The organism is Nocardia cyriacigeorgica GUH-2 (assembly GCF_000284035.1).
Taxonomy (GTDB): Bacteria; Actinomycetota; Actinomycetes; order Mycobacteriales; family Mycobacteriaceae; genus Nocardia; species Nocardia cyriacigeorgica_B.
Window position 1 is genome coordinate 6,174,980 of the sequence record NC_016887.1, and the last position, 19,666, is coordinate 6,194,645.

A 19,666-nucleotide genomic window follows, 5' to 3' on the forward strand; every position below is an offset into this window, starting at 1 on the left:
GTCGGGACCGGTCGAAACCACGAACGTGAACCTTACCCAGGCGGGCGCTGTCGCCGACATCGCCGTCGCCGCGGACCCCCGGCCATACGTCGGACTATGGACGGTCGCGCCCCCGGCGTCGATTAGGATTGCTTGGTGTCCCCGGCCGATCGCGCGAACAGTCGACGCCGCCAGCCCCGGCGCCGAGGTTCGGCCGGAAACGCGGCGAGACCACGCATGCGCACGGTCAAGGAGACCTCCGCGGGCGGCCTCGTCGTCGACGGTCTCGACGGCCCACGCGAACAGCGCAGCGCCGCCCTGATCGGCCGCACCGATCGACGCGGACGGCTGCTGTGGTCGCTGCCCAAGGGCCATATCGAGGAGGGCGAGACCTCCGAGCAGACCGCGATCCGGGAAGTGGCCGAGGAAACCGGCATCCAGGGCGTGGTGGTCGCCGAACTCGGCAGCATCGATTACTGGTTCGTCACCGACGGCCGGCGGGTACACAAAACGGTGCACCATTTCCTTTTGCGCTCGGTCGGTGGTGAACTGTCCGACGCGGACATCGAAGTCACCCAGGTGGCGTGGGTTCCGTTGAGTGAGCTCGACTCCCGGCTCGCCTACGCCGACGAACGGCGCCTGGCCGAGGTGGCGAACCGGCTGATCGACCGGATGGAGACCAGCAAGCAATGACGCGTGGACTGCGGATCATCGTGGCGGTCCTGACGATTCTCGGCGCGGTGGCGACGCTGCCCGTGCTGAGCGAACCGGCCGCGCGCGCGCAGCCGAGCGAGTCCGGGGAAACGTCGCCGAAGTTCCTCAAGCTCTCGCTGGACTCGGTGACCCCGACCACGGTGACCACCACCAGCGATCCGGTGCTGACGGTGTCGGGCACTGTCACCAATATCGGCGACCGGGTGGTCGACGACGTCAGCGTCCGGGTGCAGCGCGCCCGCGCGGTCGCCGAACCGAGCGGACTGCGCACCGCGCTGCGGCTGGACCAGGCCAACTACGACGTGGCGGGCCCGTTCGAGGACGTCGCCGAGCGGCTCAGCCCGGGCCAGCGTCGCCAGTTCACGCTGAGCATCGCGTTGCGGGCCGACGACACCGGCGCCTCGCTCGACATCACCGAGCCCGGGGTGTATCCGCTGCTGCTCAACGTCAACGGGGAGCCGGCCTACGGCAACCAGGCCCGCCTCGACGACGCCCGGTTCCTGCTGCCGGTGCTGGGCCTGCCGCCCGCTTCGGCCGGCGCCACCCAGCCGGTGCCGCCCGCCCCCGCGCCTCCGGTGGCGACCACGCTGGTGTGGCCGCTGGCGGACCGGCCGCGGCTGGTGGCCGGGCGCGCGGGCACGGTGGACGAGCTGCCCGAACTGACCGACGACGAGCTGGCGTCCTCGCTCGCCAAGGGCGGCCGGCTCGAGCAGCTGCTCGACGCGCTGGAGACCGTGCTCGGCTCGGACGCGGGCCGGGACAAGCGGCTGGCGTCGTCGGTGTGTGTGGCCGTCGACCCCGATCTGCTGCTCACCGTGCAGGCGATGACCGGTGACTACCGGGTGCTGGCCAGCCCGTCGGACCCGGGCGGCGCGACCCGCGCGGGCACCGGTTCGGAGCAGGCCCAGGCCTGGCTGGACCGGTTGCGAGTACTGGCCTCCTCGATGTGCACCGTCGCGCTGCCGTTCGCGCAGGTGGACCTGTCGGCGCTGGCCGCGGTCGACGACCCGCAGCTCACCGCGCGTGCGGTGAAGGCGCCCGCCGACGTCGTCGACGCCATCCTGGCCACCCGTTCGGTACGCGGGGTGAGCCTGCCCGATTCCGGCACCATCGACACGGGCGCGGGCATGCTGCTGCGCGGCAACGGCTTCAAGACCGCCGTGCTGGCCGATAACGCCGTCGCACCCGCCGACGAAGCCGATCTCGCCTCGGCCCGCACCGGCGTCACCGGACGCACCGCCGCCACCCGCACCACGCGCACCGACCCGGAACCGGGCGTCCCCGACCTGGTCCGCCTGCCCGGAATCAGCACCCCCACGCCCGCGGCACCGGCCCCACCGGCCGCCGCACCACCGCCCGCCGCGGGTGCCCCGGCGCCACGCCCCGAACCCGCCGACGACCCGGCCCTGCGCGCGGCCACCTTCGACATCTGGTCGGCGACGGCGCTGGCCGCGATGGGCTCCAACCCGCCCACACCCTCGTTCACCCCGGACCGGGTGCGCTACGAGGTCACCAAGGACTCCAGGACCGCCCGTTTGCAGGACGCGCTCGGCGCCCTGTCGTGGAGCGCGCTCAATCCGCGCCCCGACCGGCCGCGCTCGGCCCTGCTGGTGCCACCGCAGCAGTGGGGCGCCAACCGCGACGAGGCCATCGCGGTACTGCGGCAGGTCGAGCTGCTGCTGGAGAACAATCTGGCCACCCCGCGCAGCTTCGCCCAGCTGCTCGACCAGCCCGTCGATCCCGCGCCCTACCAGGTCGATTACCTCGCGCAGGCGAGCGAGGACGCGGCGCCGGGCCGGTTCGTGGCGCCGATTCGCGATCAGGGCCACCGGATCAGCGAACTGATGGCCGCGCTGGTGGAGGTGCCGCAGTCGGAGCCGACGCCGCAGGAATTCCTCACCCCGCTGCGCGATGATCTGCTGCGCGCGCTGAGCCTGTCCGATCGCCGCGGCGAGACCGCGATGGCCGATACCTTCGCGCAGCGGCGCGTGGAACAGACCACCGCCGCGCTGGACCGGATGTTCGGTTCGGTCACCGTGCTGCCGCCGGGCGGGGTCTACACCCTGGCCTCCGAGCAGAGCCCCTTGCTACTGGTGGCGCGCAACGATCTGCCGGTCGCGGTGCGGATCCGGTTCCGGATCGACGCTCCGGCCGAGACGAAGATCACCGATATCGGCGAGCAGCAGCTGCCGCCCCGTGGCACCCGCTCGTTCCAGATCCCCACCGAGGTCAGCGACTCCCGTAACCTGGTCATTCCGATTTCGCTTACCACGCCGGAGGGGGTGCCGCTCGGCAACGCCACGTCGGTGTCGGTGCGTTCGAACGCGTACGGTCAAACGCTGGCGATAATTACCGCATGTGCCGGGATACTGCTGTTCCTGTTGGCCGGACGCCGCCTGTGGCGCCGGTTCCACGGGGAGCCGGATCCCGCCGACAAGGGCGTCGATCCGGGCATCCGGCGACGGGTGAACAGGTACCGGCGGGCGCGTAAGCGCGCACTTCGGCAGCAAGGACAGCAACAGGAGGTGTAGATGAGCCAGGCCCGCCCGGTGCGCTTCGGCGCGGCACAGCTCATCGTCACCGTCCGGTTCCGCTGCCCGGCGATGCACAGGAGGCATGATGGGCGACGATGATCAATTCGCTCATCAGCGACCCGAGGACCGCCCCGACGGACCACCGGCCCGGCGGGCCCCCGCGGCGCCCTGGGAACGGGGACCGCACGCGGAGCCGGGCATGACCGGCGACGGCCAGGGTCCCGCGGTGCCGCGGATCAGTCGTCCGGGCGAGCCGCCCGCTCCCGGCCGTCGCATGCCGCCGCCGCAGCGTCCGGGGCCGCCCGTGCATCCCGGTCAGCAGAGTTATCCGGCCGAACCGCGGCCCGGGCCGCCCGCGCAGCCGGGACGGCCGGGTCCACTACCGCCGCCGCAGCGGATCCCGCCGCGCGGCCGGCCGCCGCAGGGTGGGGGTAATCCCCGCAGCGGCGAACTGCCCCAGCAACGTCCGATGCCACCGCGCGATCCCCGCAGCGGTGAGCTACCTCAGCAGCGTCCGGTGCCGGCGCGCGGCGACCGCAGCGGGGAACTTCCGCGGCAACGCCCCGTACGTCCCGCACCGCCGCAACAGGGCAGGCCGCCACACCCCGGCCAACCGCAGCGCCCGCCCGGGCCCCCGCAGCACGATCAACCGCCACACAGCCCCGGCCACCCGCCGCAGGGTCAATTGGCGCCGGGTCAGGGCCGGTCCCCGCAGAATCGGCCCGCGCGCGCCGGAGGCCAGCCGTCCCACGGCCCCGGCCAGCCCCCGCGCGGCCCCGGCCAACCGCCGCAGGGTCAATCGGCGCCGGGTCAGGGCCGGCCGCCGCAGAATCGGCCGGCGCACGCCGGCGAGCCGCATCGTCCGCCGACCCAGCCGCAGCCCCAGGTGCGCCGTCCCGCCCCGCCCGAACGGGTGGCGCCGCGCGCCGAGTCCGCCGACCGGCCCGGCACCAAGGGCATGCCGGTGGTCGTGGCCGAGAAAGAGTCCAAGGAAAGCGCCAACGCACGGCTGCTGCGTGACTCCGGCTCCATCGCCTTCGCCACCCTCATCAGCCGCATCACCGGCTTCGGTAAGCAGCTGCTGCTGCTCACCGTGCTGGGTCCGGCCATCGCCAGTGCCTTCACCTCGGCCAGCCTGATCCCGAACATGATCGCCGAACTGGTGCTCGGCGCCGTGCTCACCGCGATCGTGGTGCCCACCCTGGTCCGCGCCGAACAGGAGGACGCCGACGGCGGCGCCGCGTTCGTCCGCCGCCTGGTCACGGCCGCCTTCGTAGTGCTGGCGACCGCGGCTCTACTGGCCACGGCCTCGGCGCCGATCCTGGCCACCCATCTGTTCGTCGCCGCCGACGGCGAAGTGAACACCGACCTGACCACCGCGCTGACGTTCCTGCTGGTACCGGCGATCCTGTTCTACGGCATGTCGGCGCTGTTCACGGCCATCCTGAACACCAGGCAGAACTTCCGGCCAGGGGCCTGGGCGCCGGTGTTCAACAACGTCGTCGTACTGGTGACGCTCGGCCTCTACGCGGTGACGCCGGGCGAGATCTCCCTGGACCCGGTGCGGATGGGTGATCCGAAGCTGCTGATCCTCGGCGTCGGCGTGACCCTCGGCGTCGTCACCCAGGCGATGGTGCTGATCCCGGCCATCCGCCGCGAAGGCATCGATCTGCGCCCGCTGTGGGGTGTGGACGAACGGCTCAAGCAGTTCGGCACCATGGGCGCCGCGATCATTCTCTACGTGCTGATCAGCCAGATCGGCACGATCTTCGCCAACCACATCTCCTCCCAGGCCGACGCCGCGGGCCCGGCGATCTACAACAACGCCTGGGCGCTGCTGCAGCTGCCCTACGGCGTGCTCGGCGTCACCCTGCTCACCGCGATCATGCCGCGGCTGAGCCGCAACGCCGCCAACGACGACACCCCCGCCGTGGTCGACGATCTGTCCGCCGCGACCAGGCTGACGATGATCGCGCTGATCCCGATCGTCGTATTCCTGACCCTGGCCGGCCCGCAGGTCGGCGAGGCACTGTTCGGCTACGCCCGCTTCGCCGAGGACGCCGAACGCCTGGGCCAGGCGGTCAGCTGGTCGGCCTTCACGCTGATCCCGTACGCGCTGGTGCTGATCCATCTGCGCGTCTTCTACGCGAGGGAACAGGCCTGGACGCCGACCTGGATCATCCTCGGCATCGTCACGGTCAAAATCATCGGTTCGGCGCTGGCGCCGGTGCTGGCCAGCAATGGCGATCAGGTGGTGATGGTGCTCGGCGCCGCCACCGGCGTCGGCTTCACCGCGGGCGCCTTCATCGGCGGCTACCTGCTGCACCGCAGCCTCGGCGATCTGCGCATGGCCAACGTCGGGCACACGATCACCCGGGTCGTGCTGTGCTCGGCGGCCGGTGGCGCGGTGATGCTGATCGTGGACGAGGTACTCGGCCTGCACCGGCTCTCGGACGCGCTGGAAGGCCCCGGCTCGTTCATCCGCGTCGTCATCACCTCGCTGGTGATGTTCGGGGTGGCCTTCGGACTGATGCGGCTGGCAGGCATCCCGGAGATCGTCGCCATCACCGTCGCGATCTCGCGCAAGCTCGGCATCACCCCGCCCGCCCCCGATCTGGGCCTGGACGAACCCGTCGAGGACGAATACGCCACCCAGATCCTGCGCAGGCCCGATCCGTACCTGGCCTACTCCCATTACGACCCCATGGACGCACAGACCATGGTGCTACCCGTTATCCGCTCGAATGCTGTTGACATCACCGGGGTCGGCGAGTTCCCGTACCCTGTTCGGCAGAGAAGCACAAGTGGCGAATTCGCCGGGGTTGCGACACATCAGGGCGAAGGAGGACCGAGGGTGAGCGACGACGCGGTGGGCGGCGTCCCGGCCCCCGAATCAGCTGCGAACACGGCGGGCGGGCTCTCCACCGACGTTCCGCACGCCGCGGGGGAGCAGCCCGATTCCGCATCGGCGCACCAGCCGGAGCACGACGATCCGCAGGCCGCGGACCCGTCCGCCGACGCCGAACACACAGACGACCGCACCGAGCGCCACGCGCCGCCGCCGCGCGATCCGATGTACGACACCGGCATGCTGCCGGTCATGCCGCCCGTCGGCGGCGGTGACGGTGGTGGCCCGCGGCGCACCCCGCGCGGCCCGAAGCTGATGCCCGGTGCATCCGTCGCGGGTGGCCGCTACCGGCTGCTGGCCAGCCACGGCGGTGCGCGCGGCCTGAAGTTCTGGCAGGCGCTCGACATCAAGCTCGATCGCGAGGTCGCGCTCACCTTCGTCGACGCCGATCAGAAGGCCGCCGACAACTCCGGACACGATGGCCCGCAGGCGATCCTGTCGCGCACCCTGCGCCTGGGCCGGATCAATTCGCCGGGCCTGGCGCGCGTGCTCGACGTGGTGCGCGGCAGCTCCGGCGGCATCGTGGTGGCCGAGTGGACGCCGGGCCGGTCGCTGCGCGAAATGGCCGATACCGTGCCCTCGCCGATCGGCGCCGCCCGGGCCATCCGGGCGCTGGCCTCGGCCGCCGAGATGGCCCACCGGGGCGGCGGTTCGCTGTCGATCGACCATCCCGACCGGGTCCGTATCAGCGCCTCCGGTGACGCGGTGCTCGCCTTCCCCGGCACCCTGGCCGATTCCGATGCCCAGTCCGATGTGCGCGGTCTCGGCGCCATGCTCTACGCCCTGATCACCGCGCGCTGGCCGCTGCGGGCCGGCGGGGTCACCGGCAGCGCCGCCACCGTCGGCGGGCTGCGGCTGGCCGATTTCGGCCCGGACGGCACGCCAGTGGAACCGCGCCAGATCCGGCCCGAGGTGCCGTTCGAGATCTCCGCCGTCGCGGTGCGCTCGCTGGAGCCGAACAAGGGCGTGCGGACCGCGGCCACCGTGCAGCACGTGCTGGAGCAGGCCTCGGTGGTCGACCAGAAGACCGACTTCATCCCGGTGCTGCGGCTCGGCCAGCGCGCCACCGCCCCCGCCGACGAATCCCTCGCCGATCCGGAACTGCTTGCGGCCGAACGGGAGAAGTCGCAGCGGATGATGTGGATCATGGTCGGGCTCGGCATCCTCACCGCGCTCGTCGTCGGCATCATCATCTGGTGGATGGTGAGCATCTTCGCGCCCGGCGCCTCCGATGAACCGCTCAACGAACAGCGCAATATCGGCCTGACCACCGCCAGTTCCGCACCCGCCGAACCGGCCGCCACGCCGGGCGCGCCCGCACCGAAGTCGGGCGTGCCGGTGCCGGTGACGGGCGTGTCGGTGTTCTCTCCGGAGGGCACCCCCGACAACGTCAGCGGCGTCGGCTCGGTGCTGGACAACAACCCGTCGACGATGTGGCGCACCGATCAGTACTTCCAGCAGTTCCCGGCCCTGAAGAAGGGTGTCGGCCTGCTGGCGACGCTGCCGAGCCCGGCCAAGCTCACCAACGTGGCGATCAACTCGCCGAGCCCGGGCACCAAGGTGGAGATCCGCACCTCGCCGACCACCTCGCCGACGCTGGACCAGACGCAGCTGATCGGCACCGCGACGCTGGTCGACGGCGTCACCCAGATCCCGGTGCAGGCCGATCAGGCCGCCCGCTACGTGCTGGTCTGGATCACCGGCCTCGGTAACGCCGACGGCCAGTTCCAGACCTCTATCGCCGATATCCGGTTCGACGCGGCCCGCTGAGGCAGTCCCGGAAACCCGCCCTCACCAGGCATAATCGGCGTCACGTCACGGCCAGGTCACGCTGCGCCCCAGGTCACAGTTCGGTTGCTACCGAATCGTTACCCACGATATGATCCTGCTCGCGCTCTCAGCAGGGGAGCCTCTCGGGATCAGGCGTTTCGATCCCTGCATGCTGCGATTTCGCCGGTGCCCGGCCATACCGTCCGGTCACCCTGATGAGCGCGTCCAAGGGGTTTGGCATTGTCGTCGGAAACGAACGCGGGCTTCCGCAGGGGGAGGCCACGGGTCCTCGCGCGCGGCGGTTCGCTCGTCCTCGGCGCGGCCGGCGACGCCGAACTACTCCGGGCCCACGCGGCCGGCACCCCGCACGCCTTCGCCGAACTGCTGCGCAGGCATAACGACCATCTCTGGCAGACCGCGCTACGGACCTCCTACACCCGCGAGGACGCCGCCGACTCGCTCCAGGACGCACTGCTGTCGGCGCACCGCACCGCAGGCTCCTTCCGAGCCGAATCCGAGGTGCGCAGCTGGCTGCACGCCATCGTGGTGAACGCCTGCCTGGACCGGATCCGGCGCAACAAGACCCGGCGCGCGTTCTCGCTGACGCCGGAGAACATGCCCGAACCAATCGAGGAACGCGACGAGATCTCCCGGATGGAGATGTCGATGGTGGTCGACCGCGCGCTGTTCTCGCTGCCACCGGACCAGCGCACCGCGATCGTGGCGGTGGATCTGGAGGGGTATAGCGTGGCGGACGCGGCGGTGCTGCTCGGCGTCCCGGAGGGAACCATCAAGAGCCGCTGCGCCCGGGCCCGGCAGCGGCTGGCAGAACGTTTGGAATTTCTGCGGGATCCAGGGAACCGGATGTGATCCTGTTGCGTCAGTAATAGTGACGAACCACGAGACGATGTAACCGCCGCCTGGCATTCGCCGGGCTGCGTGCAAGGTCAAATGTAAGAACACTTTGGAGGTGCGATGGCGACCCGATCCGTTCCGCAGCCTCCGTTTTCGGCGGAGCTGCTCGCCGACCTGCACGCCGACAACCTCTCGCGCGAACTGAGCGAACAGTTGTGGCCCGCGGTCCACGGCGATCCGGAGGCCCAGCGGTACCTACGGTCCCTCGACGAGGTCGGCGCCCAGCTGCGCGCCCTCGGCCGCGACGACCACATCATCCATCCGATGCCCGAGGATCTGTCCGCGAAACTGCGGCAGTGGGCCGAGGAACTGGAGCCCGCCGAATCGGACCAGGAACCGACCGCGCGGATATCCGAACAACTACCGGCTCCCCCGCACGATGGGCACGAAACACCCGGAGCAGCAACGGCTTCGGTGGTGTCACTGGACCAGCGCCGTCGTAGCCGGATGCGTCTGCTCACCGCGGCCGCGGCGGTCGTCGCGGTGATCGCCTGCGCGGCGATCGCGATCAGCACTGTGCGCCAGGACGACGCGGTGAGCCCCACCGCCGCGCCCACCACCGCCGATCTGGCACCCGGCGAAGACCTGGACACCAGCGTCGCCCTCGGCGTACTCGGCCGCCACGAGGTGCGCGGTCCGCTCGCCGACGCCACCGAACTCGCCGGCTGCGTCACCGCCGCCGGATACGACCGCAAGGTCCTCGGCTCCTCCGATATCACCTTCCGCGGTGCGGACGCGGTGCTGATCCTGCTCGCGGGCACCGCCCCCGGCAAGGTCACCGCGCTAGTCGTGGAGCCGGGCTGCACCGCGGGCGAGCCGGGAGTGTTGGCCGTCACCGACATCGGATAGCGCGCTCACCCGGGGAACAAGTGCGTTTACCCTGTTGTTGACCGACACGTCCCGTTGATGCCTTTCGGAAGGGCCCCATGAGCACGCCAGTTCGCGACCTGATCATCGTCGGCTCCGGCCCCGCCGGATACACCGCCGCCGTCTACGCGGCCCGCGCGGAACTCCAGCCGCTGCTGTTCGAGGGAACGCAATTCGGTGGCGCCCTGATGACCACCACCGAGGTGGAGAACTTCCCCGGCTTCCGCGACGGCATCATGGGCCCGGACCTGATGGAGCAGATGCGCGATCAGGCCAAGCGCTTCGGCGCCGATATCCGCACCGAAGACGTCGACGCCATCGACCTCAGCGGCCCGGTGAAGAAGGTCACCGTGGGCGATGAGACCTTCGAGGCCTACGCGGTGATCCTGGCCATGGGCTCGGCCGCCCGCTACCTCGGCGTCCCCGGTGAGCAGGAGCTGCTCGGCCGCGGCGTCAGCGCGTGCGCCACCTGCGACGGCTTCTTCTTCAAGGGCCAGGACATCGTGGTGGTCGGCGGCGGCGACTCCGCCATGGAAGAGGCGACCTTCCTCACCAAGTTCGCCTCCAGCGTCACCATCGTGCACCGCCGCGACGAGTTCCGCGCCTCGCGCATCATGCTGGAGCGGGCCAAGGCCAACGAGAAGATCCGCTGGGTCACCAACGCCGAGGTCGTGCGCGTCAACGGCGACACCAGCGTGACCGGTCTCACCCTGCGTGACACCCGCACCGGCGAAACCTCCGAACTCGCCGCCACCGGCATGTTCGTCGCGATCGGCCACGATCCGCGCAGCGAACTGGTGCGTGGCCAGGTCGAACTCGACGACGAGGGCTATGTGAAGGTCGCCGATCCGTCCACCGCCACCGCGGTGCCCGGCGTCTTCGCCGCGGGCGATCTGGTCGATCACACCTACCGCCAGGCGATCACCGCCGCAGGCACCGGCTGCCGCGCCGCGATCGACGCCGAGCGCTGGCTCGCCGAACAGGGCGACATCACCTCCAACACCCTCGACCACGCCGGGCAGCCGGTCGCGGTCCCCGCCAACTGATCCGGCTCACCGCGTTACCGCACGTCATTTGCTAGAGGAGAACACCCATGTCCGAATCCACCATCACCGTCACCGACGCCACCTTCGCCGATGACGTCCTGCTCAGCGAGAAGCCGGTTCTGGTCGACTTCTGGGCGGACTGGTGCGGCCCGTGCAAGATGGTCGCGCCGGTGCTGGAGGAGATCGCGGGCACCCATGCCGATAAGCTGACCGTCGCCAAGCTGGACGTGGACGCCAACCCGGTCACCGCCAAGGATTATCAGATCCTGTCGCTGCCCACTATGATGCTGTTCGCCGGTGGTAAGCCGGTCAAGCAGATCGTCGGGGCCAAGGGCAAAGCCGCCCTCCTGCGCGAACTCGACGGCGTCATCTGATCGCGGCGAACTCCGCCGTACGGCAACGCACACCGGCGACGCGCCGTAGTATGCCCAGACCCGGAATTGCCGAAATCCGGTCCGGGTCTGAGACAATCGACCGATGCTCCGGATGTGCGAGGGTGTAGCCCATCGCATGAGTGGGTACCCGGGCTGACGGAAGGGAAAGGGCTCTCACGCATGCACCGACTTCGTCACGGCGATACCGGTCCAGCCGTCGCAGAGGTTCGGAGCACCCTGGCAAGTCTGGGTTTCCTGCACGCGCACAACGCCGATGGCGACGACGCGCGTGAGTACTGGAAAGACACCGACGCCACCTTCGATCACCAGCTCGACTCCGCGGTGCGCGCCTTCCAGCAGCACCGCGGGCTGCTCGTGGACGGCGTCGTGGGTCCTGCCACCTACCGGGCTCTGAAAGAGGCTTCCTATCGGCTGGGCGCGCGCACGCTGATCTATCAGCTGTCGGCCCCGCTCTACGGTGACGATGTGGCGACGCTGCAGCGCAGGCTGCAGGACCTCGGCTTCTACGTGCACCGCGTCGACGGCTATTTCGGGCCGCACACCCACGACGGCCTGACCGCCTTCCAGCGCGAGATCGGCCTGTCCGCCGACGGCATCTGCGGTCCGGACACGCTGCGTTCGCTCGAGCTGCTCGGCGCCCGCGTCACCGGCGGCAATCCGCATCGCATCGCCGAGGAAGAGGTGGTGCACCGCGCAGGCCCGCAGCTCACCGGCAAACGCATCGTGATCGATCCGGGTCTCGGCGGACCGGACCGGGGCCAGGCGGTGCCGACCGAATTCGGCGACGTCTACGAATCGGAGATCCTGTGGGATCTGGCCAGCCGGCTCGAGGGCCGGATGGCGGCCACCGGCATGGAGACGTTCCTGTCGCGGCCGTGGGGCGCCAACCCCACCGATGCCGAGCGGGCGGAGACCTCCAACGCCTTCGACGCCGATCTGATGATCTCGCTGCGCTGCGCCAACAATCCGAGCTCGTCGGCCAACGGCGTCGCCGGCTTCTACTTCGGCAATTCGCACGGCTCGGTGTCGATGATCGGGCAGGTGCTCGCCGGTTTCATCCAGCGTGAGGTGGTGGCGCGGACCTCATTGCAGGACTGCCGGACCCATCAGCGCACCTGGGATCTGCTGCGGCTCACCAAGATGCCGACCGTGCAGGTCGATATCGGCTATCTGACAAACGAATACGACGCCTCGGTGCTTACCAACCCGCGCATGCGCGACGTCATCGCCGAGGCCATCCTGGTGTCGGTGAAGCGGCTGTACCTCCTCGGCCAGGACGATCAGCCGACCGGTACCTACACCTTCGCCGAACTGCTCGCCGAGGAACTCGCCGCGGCCGACCGCGGATAACCTTCTCAGCTACGAAAATCTGCCCCGCCGGACCTATTGTCGGCGGGGCAGATTCGTTTCGTGCTGGAGTGGCTGTCAGAGGCTGAGGACGCGCGTCGGCACCGTCATCGAGGCGGCGGCGAGCAGCTGATCCAGCGCGCGCTCCACGTCTTCCTTCCAGCCGTGATCGGAATCGAGTTCCAGCCGCAGCCGGGGGAACCGGTGATGCGGTGCCACGACCTCGAAGCCGGCCTCCTCCAGGAAGTCGGCGTCGATCATGCAGGTCTCCGGCGCACAGCGCGCGGTGGCGCGGCCGGAGGAGCGCAGCCGGTCCCGCACCGGCGTGGCGATGCGTTCCATCAACGTCATCGACCCCATCGACCGATCCGACAGCGCGGTGCTGGGCGGATCACCCCGGATACCGAAGACCTCGAGCGCCCGCACGCCACGGCGCATCAGATCGGTCACCACGGCCTGAATCAGCCGATAGGCGATATCGGAGTCCTGATGCGGCGGTTCGGCCCGCAGCGTCGTCAGCAGGATGGCATCCGGGCTGACGGGGGAGGTGGGGAACAGCGACGCCCGCGGGACAGCGCTCGGCGGGGCGTAGAGCGCGCAGCCGGCGGCGTTGCCGTCGACGGTGGCGACCTGTCCGCACGAACCCCACTCCAGCATCACCGTCGACAGCCAGGCTTCCTTCTCGAAGACCGGATCGCTGAACTCTTGCGAGTCGGCGGCCACCGCCGGATCGATCTCCCAGAACACACAGCGCCGGGCGTGCGCTGGCAGTTGATCCAGCCCGTCCAGAGTTAGTGCTGTGACGCTGGTCGACACCGCTCTGCTCAGCCTCCAGCTGTCCGATTCATCCACGCTCACGCCGCATCACTGTCTTCTCGCCAGCAAGAATATGCGATCAAGCGAACCCGCCTCATTCCACGTCACTGTGCTGTTCGGTCCGGGGCTCTGTGCGATTCTCGGGCACCGTCACAGTGACGTTTCGGCGCCAGGGTTGGTGTTCAGGGGTGCACAGGCTCTATTTCGTTATGTTGCGATGTTGTTCTGCTGCATCAAACCGACAATGCGCTCGAGATCGTCGACCGAGCCGAACTCGACGACGATCTTGCCCTTGCGCTTGCCCAGACTCACCGTCACCCGCGTGTCGAACGACTCCGACAGTCGCTCGGCCACATCCTGTAATCCCGGCGCGTGCATCGGCTTGCGGCGCGGGGAGGGGGGCGCCGCGTTCTCCGGTTCCCGGTTCGCCAGCGTCACCGCTTCCTCGGTCGCGCGCACCGACATGCCCTCGGCGACGATTCGAGCCGCCAGCACCTCCTGCGCATCGGCGCCGGCTTCCAGGCCGAGCAGCGCCCGCGCATGACCCGCGGACAACACCCCGGCAGCGACCCGCCGCTGCACCGGCACCGGCAGCTTCAGCAGCCGGATCATATTCGTCACCGCCGAACGCGAGCGGCCGATCCGGTCGGCCAGTTCCTCGTGGGTGACGTCGAACTCCTCGAGCAGCTGCTGATACGCCGCCGCCTCTTCGAGGGGATTGAGCTGGACGCGGTGGATATTCTCTAGCAGCGCGTCACGCAGCATCGAGCCGTCGTCGGTCTCCCGGACGATGGCCGGAATGGCGGTCAGGCCGGCCTCCTGGCAGGCTCGCCAGCGCCGCTCGCCCATGACGAGCTGATAGCGGTCGGGGTTGGATTCCAGGCGCCGCACCACGATCGGCTGCATGAGACCGAACTCGCGGATCGAATGCACCAGCTCGGCCAGCGCGTCTTCCTGGAAGACCTGGCGCGGCTGCTTGGGATTCGGCTCGATAGCGTCCGGCGGGATCTCGCGGTAGACGGCGTCGCCGGGGGAGTCGAGCTCGGGGGTGGTCTCGGCGGGGGAGGGCACCGTGTGCAGGTACGTGGCGGGCTGAATCGGCCCGGGGTCGACCCCGATAACCACACTCGCCGCCGCGTCACCGAGTCCGGTCGACGCCGGTCCGGTCGGGATCAACGCGGCCAGACCGCGTCCCAGACCACCCTTCTTAGCCTGACTCATCGGGCCTACCCCTTTCTCGTTCCACCGCCACAGGACCGCTCGGCCTGCGTCACTGGGCACCCTCGGTAACGGCCGCGCGCTTCGCCGCCGCGCGTGCCGCCATTTCCCGACCGGCATCAAGGTAGCTCATCGCTCCTCGCGAACCGGGATCGTAATCGAGCACCGTCATGCCGTAGCCGGGCGCCTCGGAAACCTTTACGCTGCGCGGGATGACCGAGCGCAGTACCACGTCACCGAAGTGGCCGCGCACCTCCTCGGCCACCTGATCGGCGAGCTTGGTACGGCCGTCATACATCGTGAGAATCACGGTGGAGACGTGCAGTTCGGGGTTGAGGTGGGACTGGACCAGCCCGATATTGCGGATCAGCTGGCCGACGCCCTCGAGTGCGTAGTACTCGCACTGAATCGGGATCAGCACTTCCTTGGCCGCGACCATCGCGTTCACCGTCAGCAGGCCCAGCGACGGCGGGCAGTCGATCATCACGTAGTCGATGTCGTAGCCGGCGATATTGGCTTCCTGAATGGCGGCCTTGAGCCTGCCTTCGCGGGCGACCATCGACACCAGTTCGATCTCGGCACCGGCGAGGTCGATGGTGGCCGGGATGCAGAGTAGCCGTTCGCTGTGCGGGCTCTGCTGAATCGCGTCTTTGACCGAGATCTCGCCGATGAGCAGTTCATAACTCGACGGCACACCCGAGTGGTGTTCGACCCCGAGCGCAGTACTGGCATTGCCCTGCGGATCGAGATCGATGACGAGCACCTTCATCCCCTGATGCGCCAGGGCGGCCGCGAGATTGACCGCGGTGGTCGTCTTCCCGACGCCGCCCTTCTGGTTAGCGATCGTGATGATCCGTTGCTCATGCGGTTTCGGCACTGTCACCTTTCCTGGATGCAGTATCTGACTCGCGCGGTGCGCCTCCGCCGCAATCGGGGTCTCACTGGGGGAGATGTGCCCGAACGGTGTGCTTCCGAAAGTTTCCGGACCGGCGTTGCTGGAATCCAGCATTCCCGGAACTCGCGATGTTTCCCGTGAAACATTCGCCGAACCGCTCGACATAGACAGCTCCTAACGCGAGAACTCCAGATCACGTGCCCCGAATGCGTCGGCGCCGTGTCTTCAAACAAGCCGTGTCGGATCGAACTTGATGCTCAACCGGGACCGCGGCGCCCGATCGACCGAGCGGAGCTTCTGCCGCTGTGTGACATCCACATCCCTCCGTGGCACCAACGCTCACGCCCGACGCCCATTAGCTTGCCAGCACCGGGCGCGATTAGAAAGCTGAATCGCGGTGACGCGCGCACGACACGCGGATCCGTGACAATTCCCGCGCGCCGACCCATGTTTCCCGTGAAACATCGACCGCCGACAGCGGTCAGTGCGCCTTCCGAGCGGCCCGCGCCGCGCGGCGCGCGGACTTCACCGGGCGCTGTTTCGACGGTCGTTCCGAGCGGGGGAGGCGCTCGGCGCTGATGACGAGCGTCGGGGTTTCCACGATCCCGGCACCGCATTCCAGGACCTCCGCCTTGCCCGCACCGGCACGCGCGAGAGCGTCGGCGTCGCGCGCCAATTCCTCGGCCGCGCTGACACCCTTGAGTGCGAGCATTCGTCCGTGGTCCCGGACGAGGGGGAGGGACCACTGCGCCAGCTTCGCCAGCGGCGCCACCGCCCGCGAGGTGACGACGTCGGCGCCGCCGGCTTCATGAATCACCCCGGACTGCTCGGCCCGGCCGCGCACGACCGCGACCTCGAGACCGGCCTCCTCGATGAACTCACTGAGAAAGATGGTGCGACGCAAGAGCGGTTCCACCAAGGTGATTCGCAGATCGGGCCGCGCGATGGCCAATGGGATTCCGGGTAGCCCGGCACCGCTACCGATATCGACGACCGACGCGCCCTCCGGGATCAGTTCACCGACGACGGCACAGTTGAGGATGTGGCGATCCCAGAGGCGGGGGACTTCACGTGGTCCGATCAGTCCGCGCTCCACTCCGGCGGTCGCCAGCGCGGCACAGTAGCGGCGGGCCAGATCGAGACGGTCACCGAAGACCGTGGCGGCGACCGCCGGCGGCTCCAGCTCGGCCGGCAACTCGGTCGCTCCGCCGAGATCTCGTTCCACGTGAAACATCCTTCCGAGCGTCATCGACAATCAGTGCCGGGCGCCGCCGGCCAGAAAATGGAGAAGGGCCCCGGTCCGAAGACCCGAGGCCCTATCCAACCATTGCCCGCCCCGTCAGCGCACGGGGCGTGCCGGTCTATCCGTCAAGCCGGGACGACAACCACGTGCCGGTTCGGCTCGACGCCTTCGCTCTCGCTCGCCACACCGTCGACGGCGGCGACGGCGTCGTGCACGATCTTGCGCTCGAACGGCGTCATCGGAGCCAGCGACTCGGGGGCGCCGGTCTCCTGCACTCGCTTCGCGGCGGCGGTGCCGAGCGCGCTCAACTCCTCACGACGCTTGGCACGCCAGCCGGCGACGTCCAGCATCAGCCGGCTGCGCACGCCGGTCGCCTGCTGCACGGCCAGGCGGGTCAGCTCTTGCAGCGCGTCGAGCACCTCACCGTTGCGGCCGACCAGCTTCGACAGGTCGCGGCCGCCGTCGATGCTCACCACCGCGCGGTCGCCCTCGACGTCCAGATCGATATCGCCATCGAAGTCGAGCACGTCGAGCAACTGCTCCAGGTAGTCGCCCGCGATCTCGCCCTCTTCGATGAGCGCTTCCTCGGCGTCGGTCACATCGGCCGCTTCGGTGTCGGCATCAACCATCGTCGTTGCCACAGTGGCGTCCCCTCCGTCGCTCTCAACTGTCATGTGTTTTCCTTCATCTGCTCGTCGCGGCCACCGGGTGTCCGGCTGCACCACGATCAAGGGGTTGCTCGGCGATCGTGGTCTCCCACTGATCGAATGCGCTCGGCTGAACCGGACTCAGCGGCGGCGCTTCTGGTTGGCCCGGCCGCGGTTGCCCGACCGCTTCTGGCCGCCCGGACGCTTCTGGCCGCCCTGCTTGCCGGCCGCCTTGGCCACCGGCGGCGCACCGTTGGTGGTCGCGGTCTCGTCGTCGCTCGACGCCGCGGGCTGCTTCTTGCGGGTGTCCACCGGCTTGGCGCCCGGCTTCGGCGCGTTCTGCGCCCGCTGCTCGAGCTTGGCCTGCTTCTTGGCTTCCTCTTCCTTTGCCATGCGACCGAAGACGAGGTGCTGCTGCCCGTAGGTCCAGATGTTGTTGGACACCCAGTACAGCAGGATGGCGATCGGCAGGAACGGGCCACCGACGAGCACGCCGAGCGGGAACACCCACAGCGCCAGCTTGTTCATCAGCGCGGCCTGCGGGTTGGACGCGGCTGCTTCGGTCTGCCGCGCGACCGAGGCGCGGGCGTTGAAGTGGGTGGCGACGGAGGCGATGACCATCAACGGGATCGCGACGGCGGCGATGGAGATCCGGCTCGGGATGCCGCCGTAATCCTCGAACGCCAGCAGCTCGTTGGCCGGGGTGGTGATGAACGCGGAGATCGGCGCGCCGAAGATACGGGCGCTCAGGAACGACTGGACGTCGGCCGCGCTGAAGACATAGTTCGGCGTGTGCGCGTTGGTGTAGGGGTCCATGCCGAGCTGACCGAAACCGTGCCCGGTCCGGTTGAACGAGCGCAGCACGTGGAACAGACCGAGGAAGACCGGCACCTGCGCCAGGATCGGCAGGCAGCCCATGAGCGGGTTGAAGCCGTTCTCCTTCTGGAGCTTCTGCATCTCCAGCGCCATCTTCTGGCGGTCGTTCTTGTACTTGGTCTGCAGCGCCTTGATCTGCGGCTGCAATTCCTGCATCTGCTTGGTGGTGCGCACCTGCTTCACGAATGGCTTGTAGAGCACCAAGCGCAGCGTGAACACCAGGAACACCACGGCCAGCGCCCAGGTGAGTCCGTTGTCCGCGCCGAACGCGAAGCCGAAGACCCGATGCCAGAACCAGAGGATCCAGGACACCGGATAGTAGATGAAGTCGAGCACGGCTCTATGCACTCCCGTCGTTCGTATCGCCGACCACCGCGGACGGTGGTCCTGTACAAGCCTTGGCCTCCGGCTCCGAGTCGGCCGGCGGGGTCGTTTCCCGTGACGATTCGGCGGTTGCCTCGTTCCCGTGCTCGTCGCGGCGTCTGCGCTCCGGAACGGGGTCCCACCCACCAGGGTGCCAGGGTGCGCATTTGGCCAGACGCACGACCGTCAGTCCGAGGCCGATGAACAGCCCTCGGGTGCGCAACGCGGTGACCGCGTACTCGCTACAGGTCGGGGTGAAGCGGCAGACCGGCATCCGGGTGGGGGACACATAGGTCCGGTAGAGCTCGATCAGGAAGATCAGAATATTGGCCGGCAACCGGACCAGGAACGCGGGCGATCTCATGCCGGTTCACCCGAGCGGACGACGGGCCGGACCCCGAGGCCGAGTTTGCGGGCCGCGCCGCGCAGCTGACGCAGCAGTTCCGCCGAGTCGGCGGTGGCGGCGCCGGGCAACGCGCGGATGACGATATCGGCCTCGACGGGAATCTCGGTGCGCATCTCGGCGCAGATATGACGCAGGCGGCGGGCCACCCGGTGACGAATCACCGCGTTGCCCACCGCCTTGCTGACGATCAATCCGAAGCGCGGACCGCCGACGCGAATCAACTCATCCTCGGTCGGTTCGGCGGCCGGATCCGCGGTGTGCACGAACGCGTGCACCACCAGATCCCGCCTCCCGCTTCGCTGGCCGCGACGCACCGTCCTGGAGAAGTCGGCACGACAATGCAGCCGATTCGGCTCAGGCAGCACCCGAGAGTCCGGGGGCGAGTGAGCGATCAGGGACGAGGAGCGCAGCGTTCGGCGAAACGGACATCCGACACCGAATCCGGGGGGTGGATCAGGCCGTCAGGCTGGCGCGGCCCTTACGGCGACGCGCGGAAACGATGGCGCGGCCCGCACGGGTCCGCATCCGGAGGCGGAAGCCGTGAACCCGCGCCCGACGACGGTTGTTCGGCTGGAACGTCCGCTTGCCCTTGGCCACGGTCAACACTCCTCGAGTTGGTGGGCGCCGGTCGCGCCCGAAGCTTTTCGGTGATTCGCCCATCCTCGACGTGCGGCGATCCTGGCGAACAGTCAGCACAGGACAGCCACCGCACCGAGGGGTGACTGTA

The 19,666-nt window shown here is 69.1% G+C and carries 17 protein-coding genes; 8 read left to right on the forward strand and 9 right to left on the reverse strand.

Features of this window, described 5'->3' with window-relative positions:
- The first annotated feature begins 135 nt into the window (after positions 1-135).
- The 8 genes from NOCYR_RS27745 (at position 136) to NOCYR_RS27785 (ending at position 12,478) form a co-directional block, all read left to right on the forward strand.
- Positions 136-672, forward strand: a complete 537-nt coding sequence (locus tag NOCYR_RS27745) for an NUDIX hydrolase (RefSeq protein WP_081505531.1) — start codon at positions 136-138, stop codon at positions 670-672.
- Positions 669-3,224 (forward strand): DUF6049 family protein, encoded by a 2,556-nt coding sequence (locus NOCYR_RS27750; protein ID WP_014353745.1) that lies wholly within the window; start codon positions 669-671, stop codon positions 3,222-3,224. The genes NOCYR_RS27745 and NOCYR_RS27750 overlap by 4 nt, the downstream gene beginning before the upstream one ends.
- Before the next feature lie 889 nt (positions 3,225-4,113).
- Positions 4,114-7,905, forward strand: a complete 3,792-nt coding sequence (locus NOCYR_RS27760; protein WP_014353746.1) for a peptidoglycan biosynthesis protein MviN — start codon at positions 4,114-4,116, stop codon at positions 7,903-7,905.
- Between the two features lie 240 nt (positions 7,906-8,145).
- On the forward strand, positions 8,146-8,775 hold the full coding sequence (gene sigM / locus NOCYR_RS27765) for an RNA polymerase sigma factor SigM (RefSeq protein ID WP_014353747.1): 630 nt from the start codon (positions 8,146-8,148) through the stop codon (positions 8,773-8,775).
- A gap of 105 nt (positions 8,776-8,880) precedes the next feature.
- Positions 8,881-9,669 (forward strand): hypothetical protein, encoded by a 789-nt coding sequence (locus NOCYR_RS27770; protein ID WP_014353748.1) that lies wholly within the window; start codon positions 8,881-8,883, stop codon positions 9,667-9,669.
- A gap of 77 nt (positions 9,670-9,746) precedes the next feature.
- On the forward strand, positions 9,747-10,733 hold the full coding sequence (gene trxB, locus NOCYR_RS27775; RefSeq protein ID WP_014353749.1) for a thioredoxin-disulfide reductase: 987 nt from the start codon (positions 9,747-9,749) through the stop codon (positions 10,731-10,733).
- Positions 10,734-10,780: 47 nt separating this feature from the next.
- Positions 10,781-11,107: a thioredoxin gene (trxA, locus tag NOCYR_RS27780; RefSeq protein WP_014353750.1), complete on the forward strand. Its 327-nt coding sequence runs from the start codon at positions 10,781-10,783 to the stop codon at positions 11,105-11,107.
- Between the two features lie 180 nt (positions 11,108-11,287).
- Complete coding sequence (locus NOCYR_RS27785; RefSeq protein ID WP_014353751.1) at positions 11,288-12,478, forward strand: N-acetylmuramoyl-L-alanine amidase; 1,191 nt, start codon at positions 11,288-11,290, stop codon at positions 12,476-12,478.
- Positions 12,479-12,553: 75 nt separating this feature from the next.
- Here the strand turns inward: NOCYR_RS27785 and NOCYR_RS27790 are convergent, their stop codons facing one another.
- The 9 genes from NOCYR_RS27790 to rpmH form a co-directional block, all read right to left on the reverse strand.
- On the reverse strand, positions 12,554-13,291 hold the full coding sequence (locus tag NOCYR_RS27790; protein WP_048833805.1) for a hypothetical protein: 738 nt from the start codon (positions 13,289-13,291) through the stop codon (positions 12,554-12,556).
- Between the two features lie 207 nt (positions 13,292-13,498).
- On the reverse strand, positions 13,499-14,512 hold the full coding sequence (locus NOCYR_RS27795; RefSeq protein WP_014353753.1) for a ParB/RepB/Spo0J family partition protein: 1,014 nt from the start codon (positions 14,510-14,512) through the stop codon (positions 13,499-13,501).
- Positions 14,513-14,561: 49 nt separating this feature from the next.
- Complete coding sequence (locus tag NOCYR_RS27800; RefSeq protein ID WP_228781346.1) at positions 14,562-15,518, reverse strand: ParA family protein; 957 nt, start codon at positions 15,516-15,518, stop codon at positions 14,562-14,564.
- Positions 15,519-15,885: 367 nt separating this feature from the next.
- Entirely contained in the window at positions 15,886-16,638 is a 753-nt protein-coding gene (rsmG, locus tag NOCYR_RS27805) for a 16S rRNA (guanine(527)-N(7))-methyltransferase RsmG (RefSeq protein ID WP_048833807.1), read from the reverse strand.
- 134 nt (positions 16,639-16,772) lie between these two features.
- Complete coding sequence (locus NOCYR_RS27810) at positions 16,773-17,276, reverse strand: protein jag (RefSeq protein ID WP_081505532.1); 504 nt, start codon at positions 17,274-17,276, stop codon at positions 16,773-16,775.
- Positions 17,277-17,435: 159 nt separating this feature from the next.
- Positions 17,436-18,506, reverse strand: a complete 1,071-nt coding sequence (gene yidC, locus NOCYR_RS27815) for a membrane protein insertase YidC (RefSeq protein WP_014353758.1) — start codon at positions 18,504-18,506, stop codon at positions 17,436-17,438.
- A 4-nt stretch (positions 18,507-18,510) separates the two neighbouring features.
- Entirely contained in the window at positions 18,511-18,897 is a 387-nt protein-coding gene (yidD, locus tag NOCYR_RS27820; RefSeq protein WP_014353759.1) for a membrane protein insertion efficiency factor YidD, read from the reverse strand.
- On the reverse strand, positions 18,894-19,304 hold the full coding sequence (rnpA, locus tag NOCYR_RS28750; protein ID WP_081505533.1) for a ribonuclease P protein component: 411 nt from the start codon (positions 19,302-19,304) through the stop codon (positions 18,894-18,896). The genes yidD and rnpA overlap by 4 nt, the downstream gene beginning before the upstream one ends.
- Positions 19,305-19,392: 88 nt before the next feature.
- Complete coding sequence (rpmH, locus tag NOCYR_RS28755) at positions 19,393-19,536, reverse strand: 50S ribosomal protein L34 (protein WP_006550910.1); 144 nt, start codon at positions 19,534-19,536, stop codon at positions 19,393-19,395.
- Between the last annotated feature and the right edge of the window lie 130 nt (positions 19,537-19,666).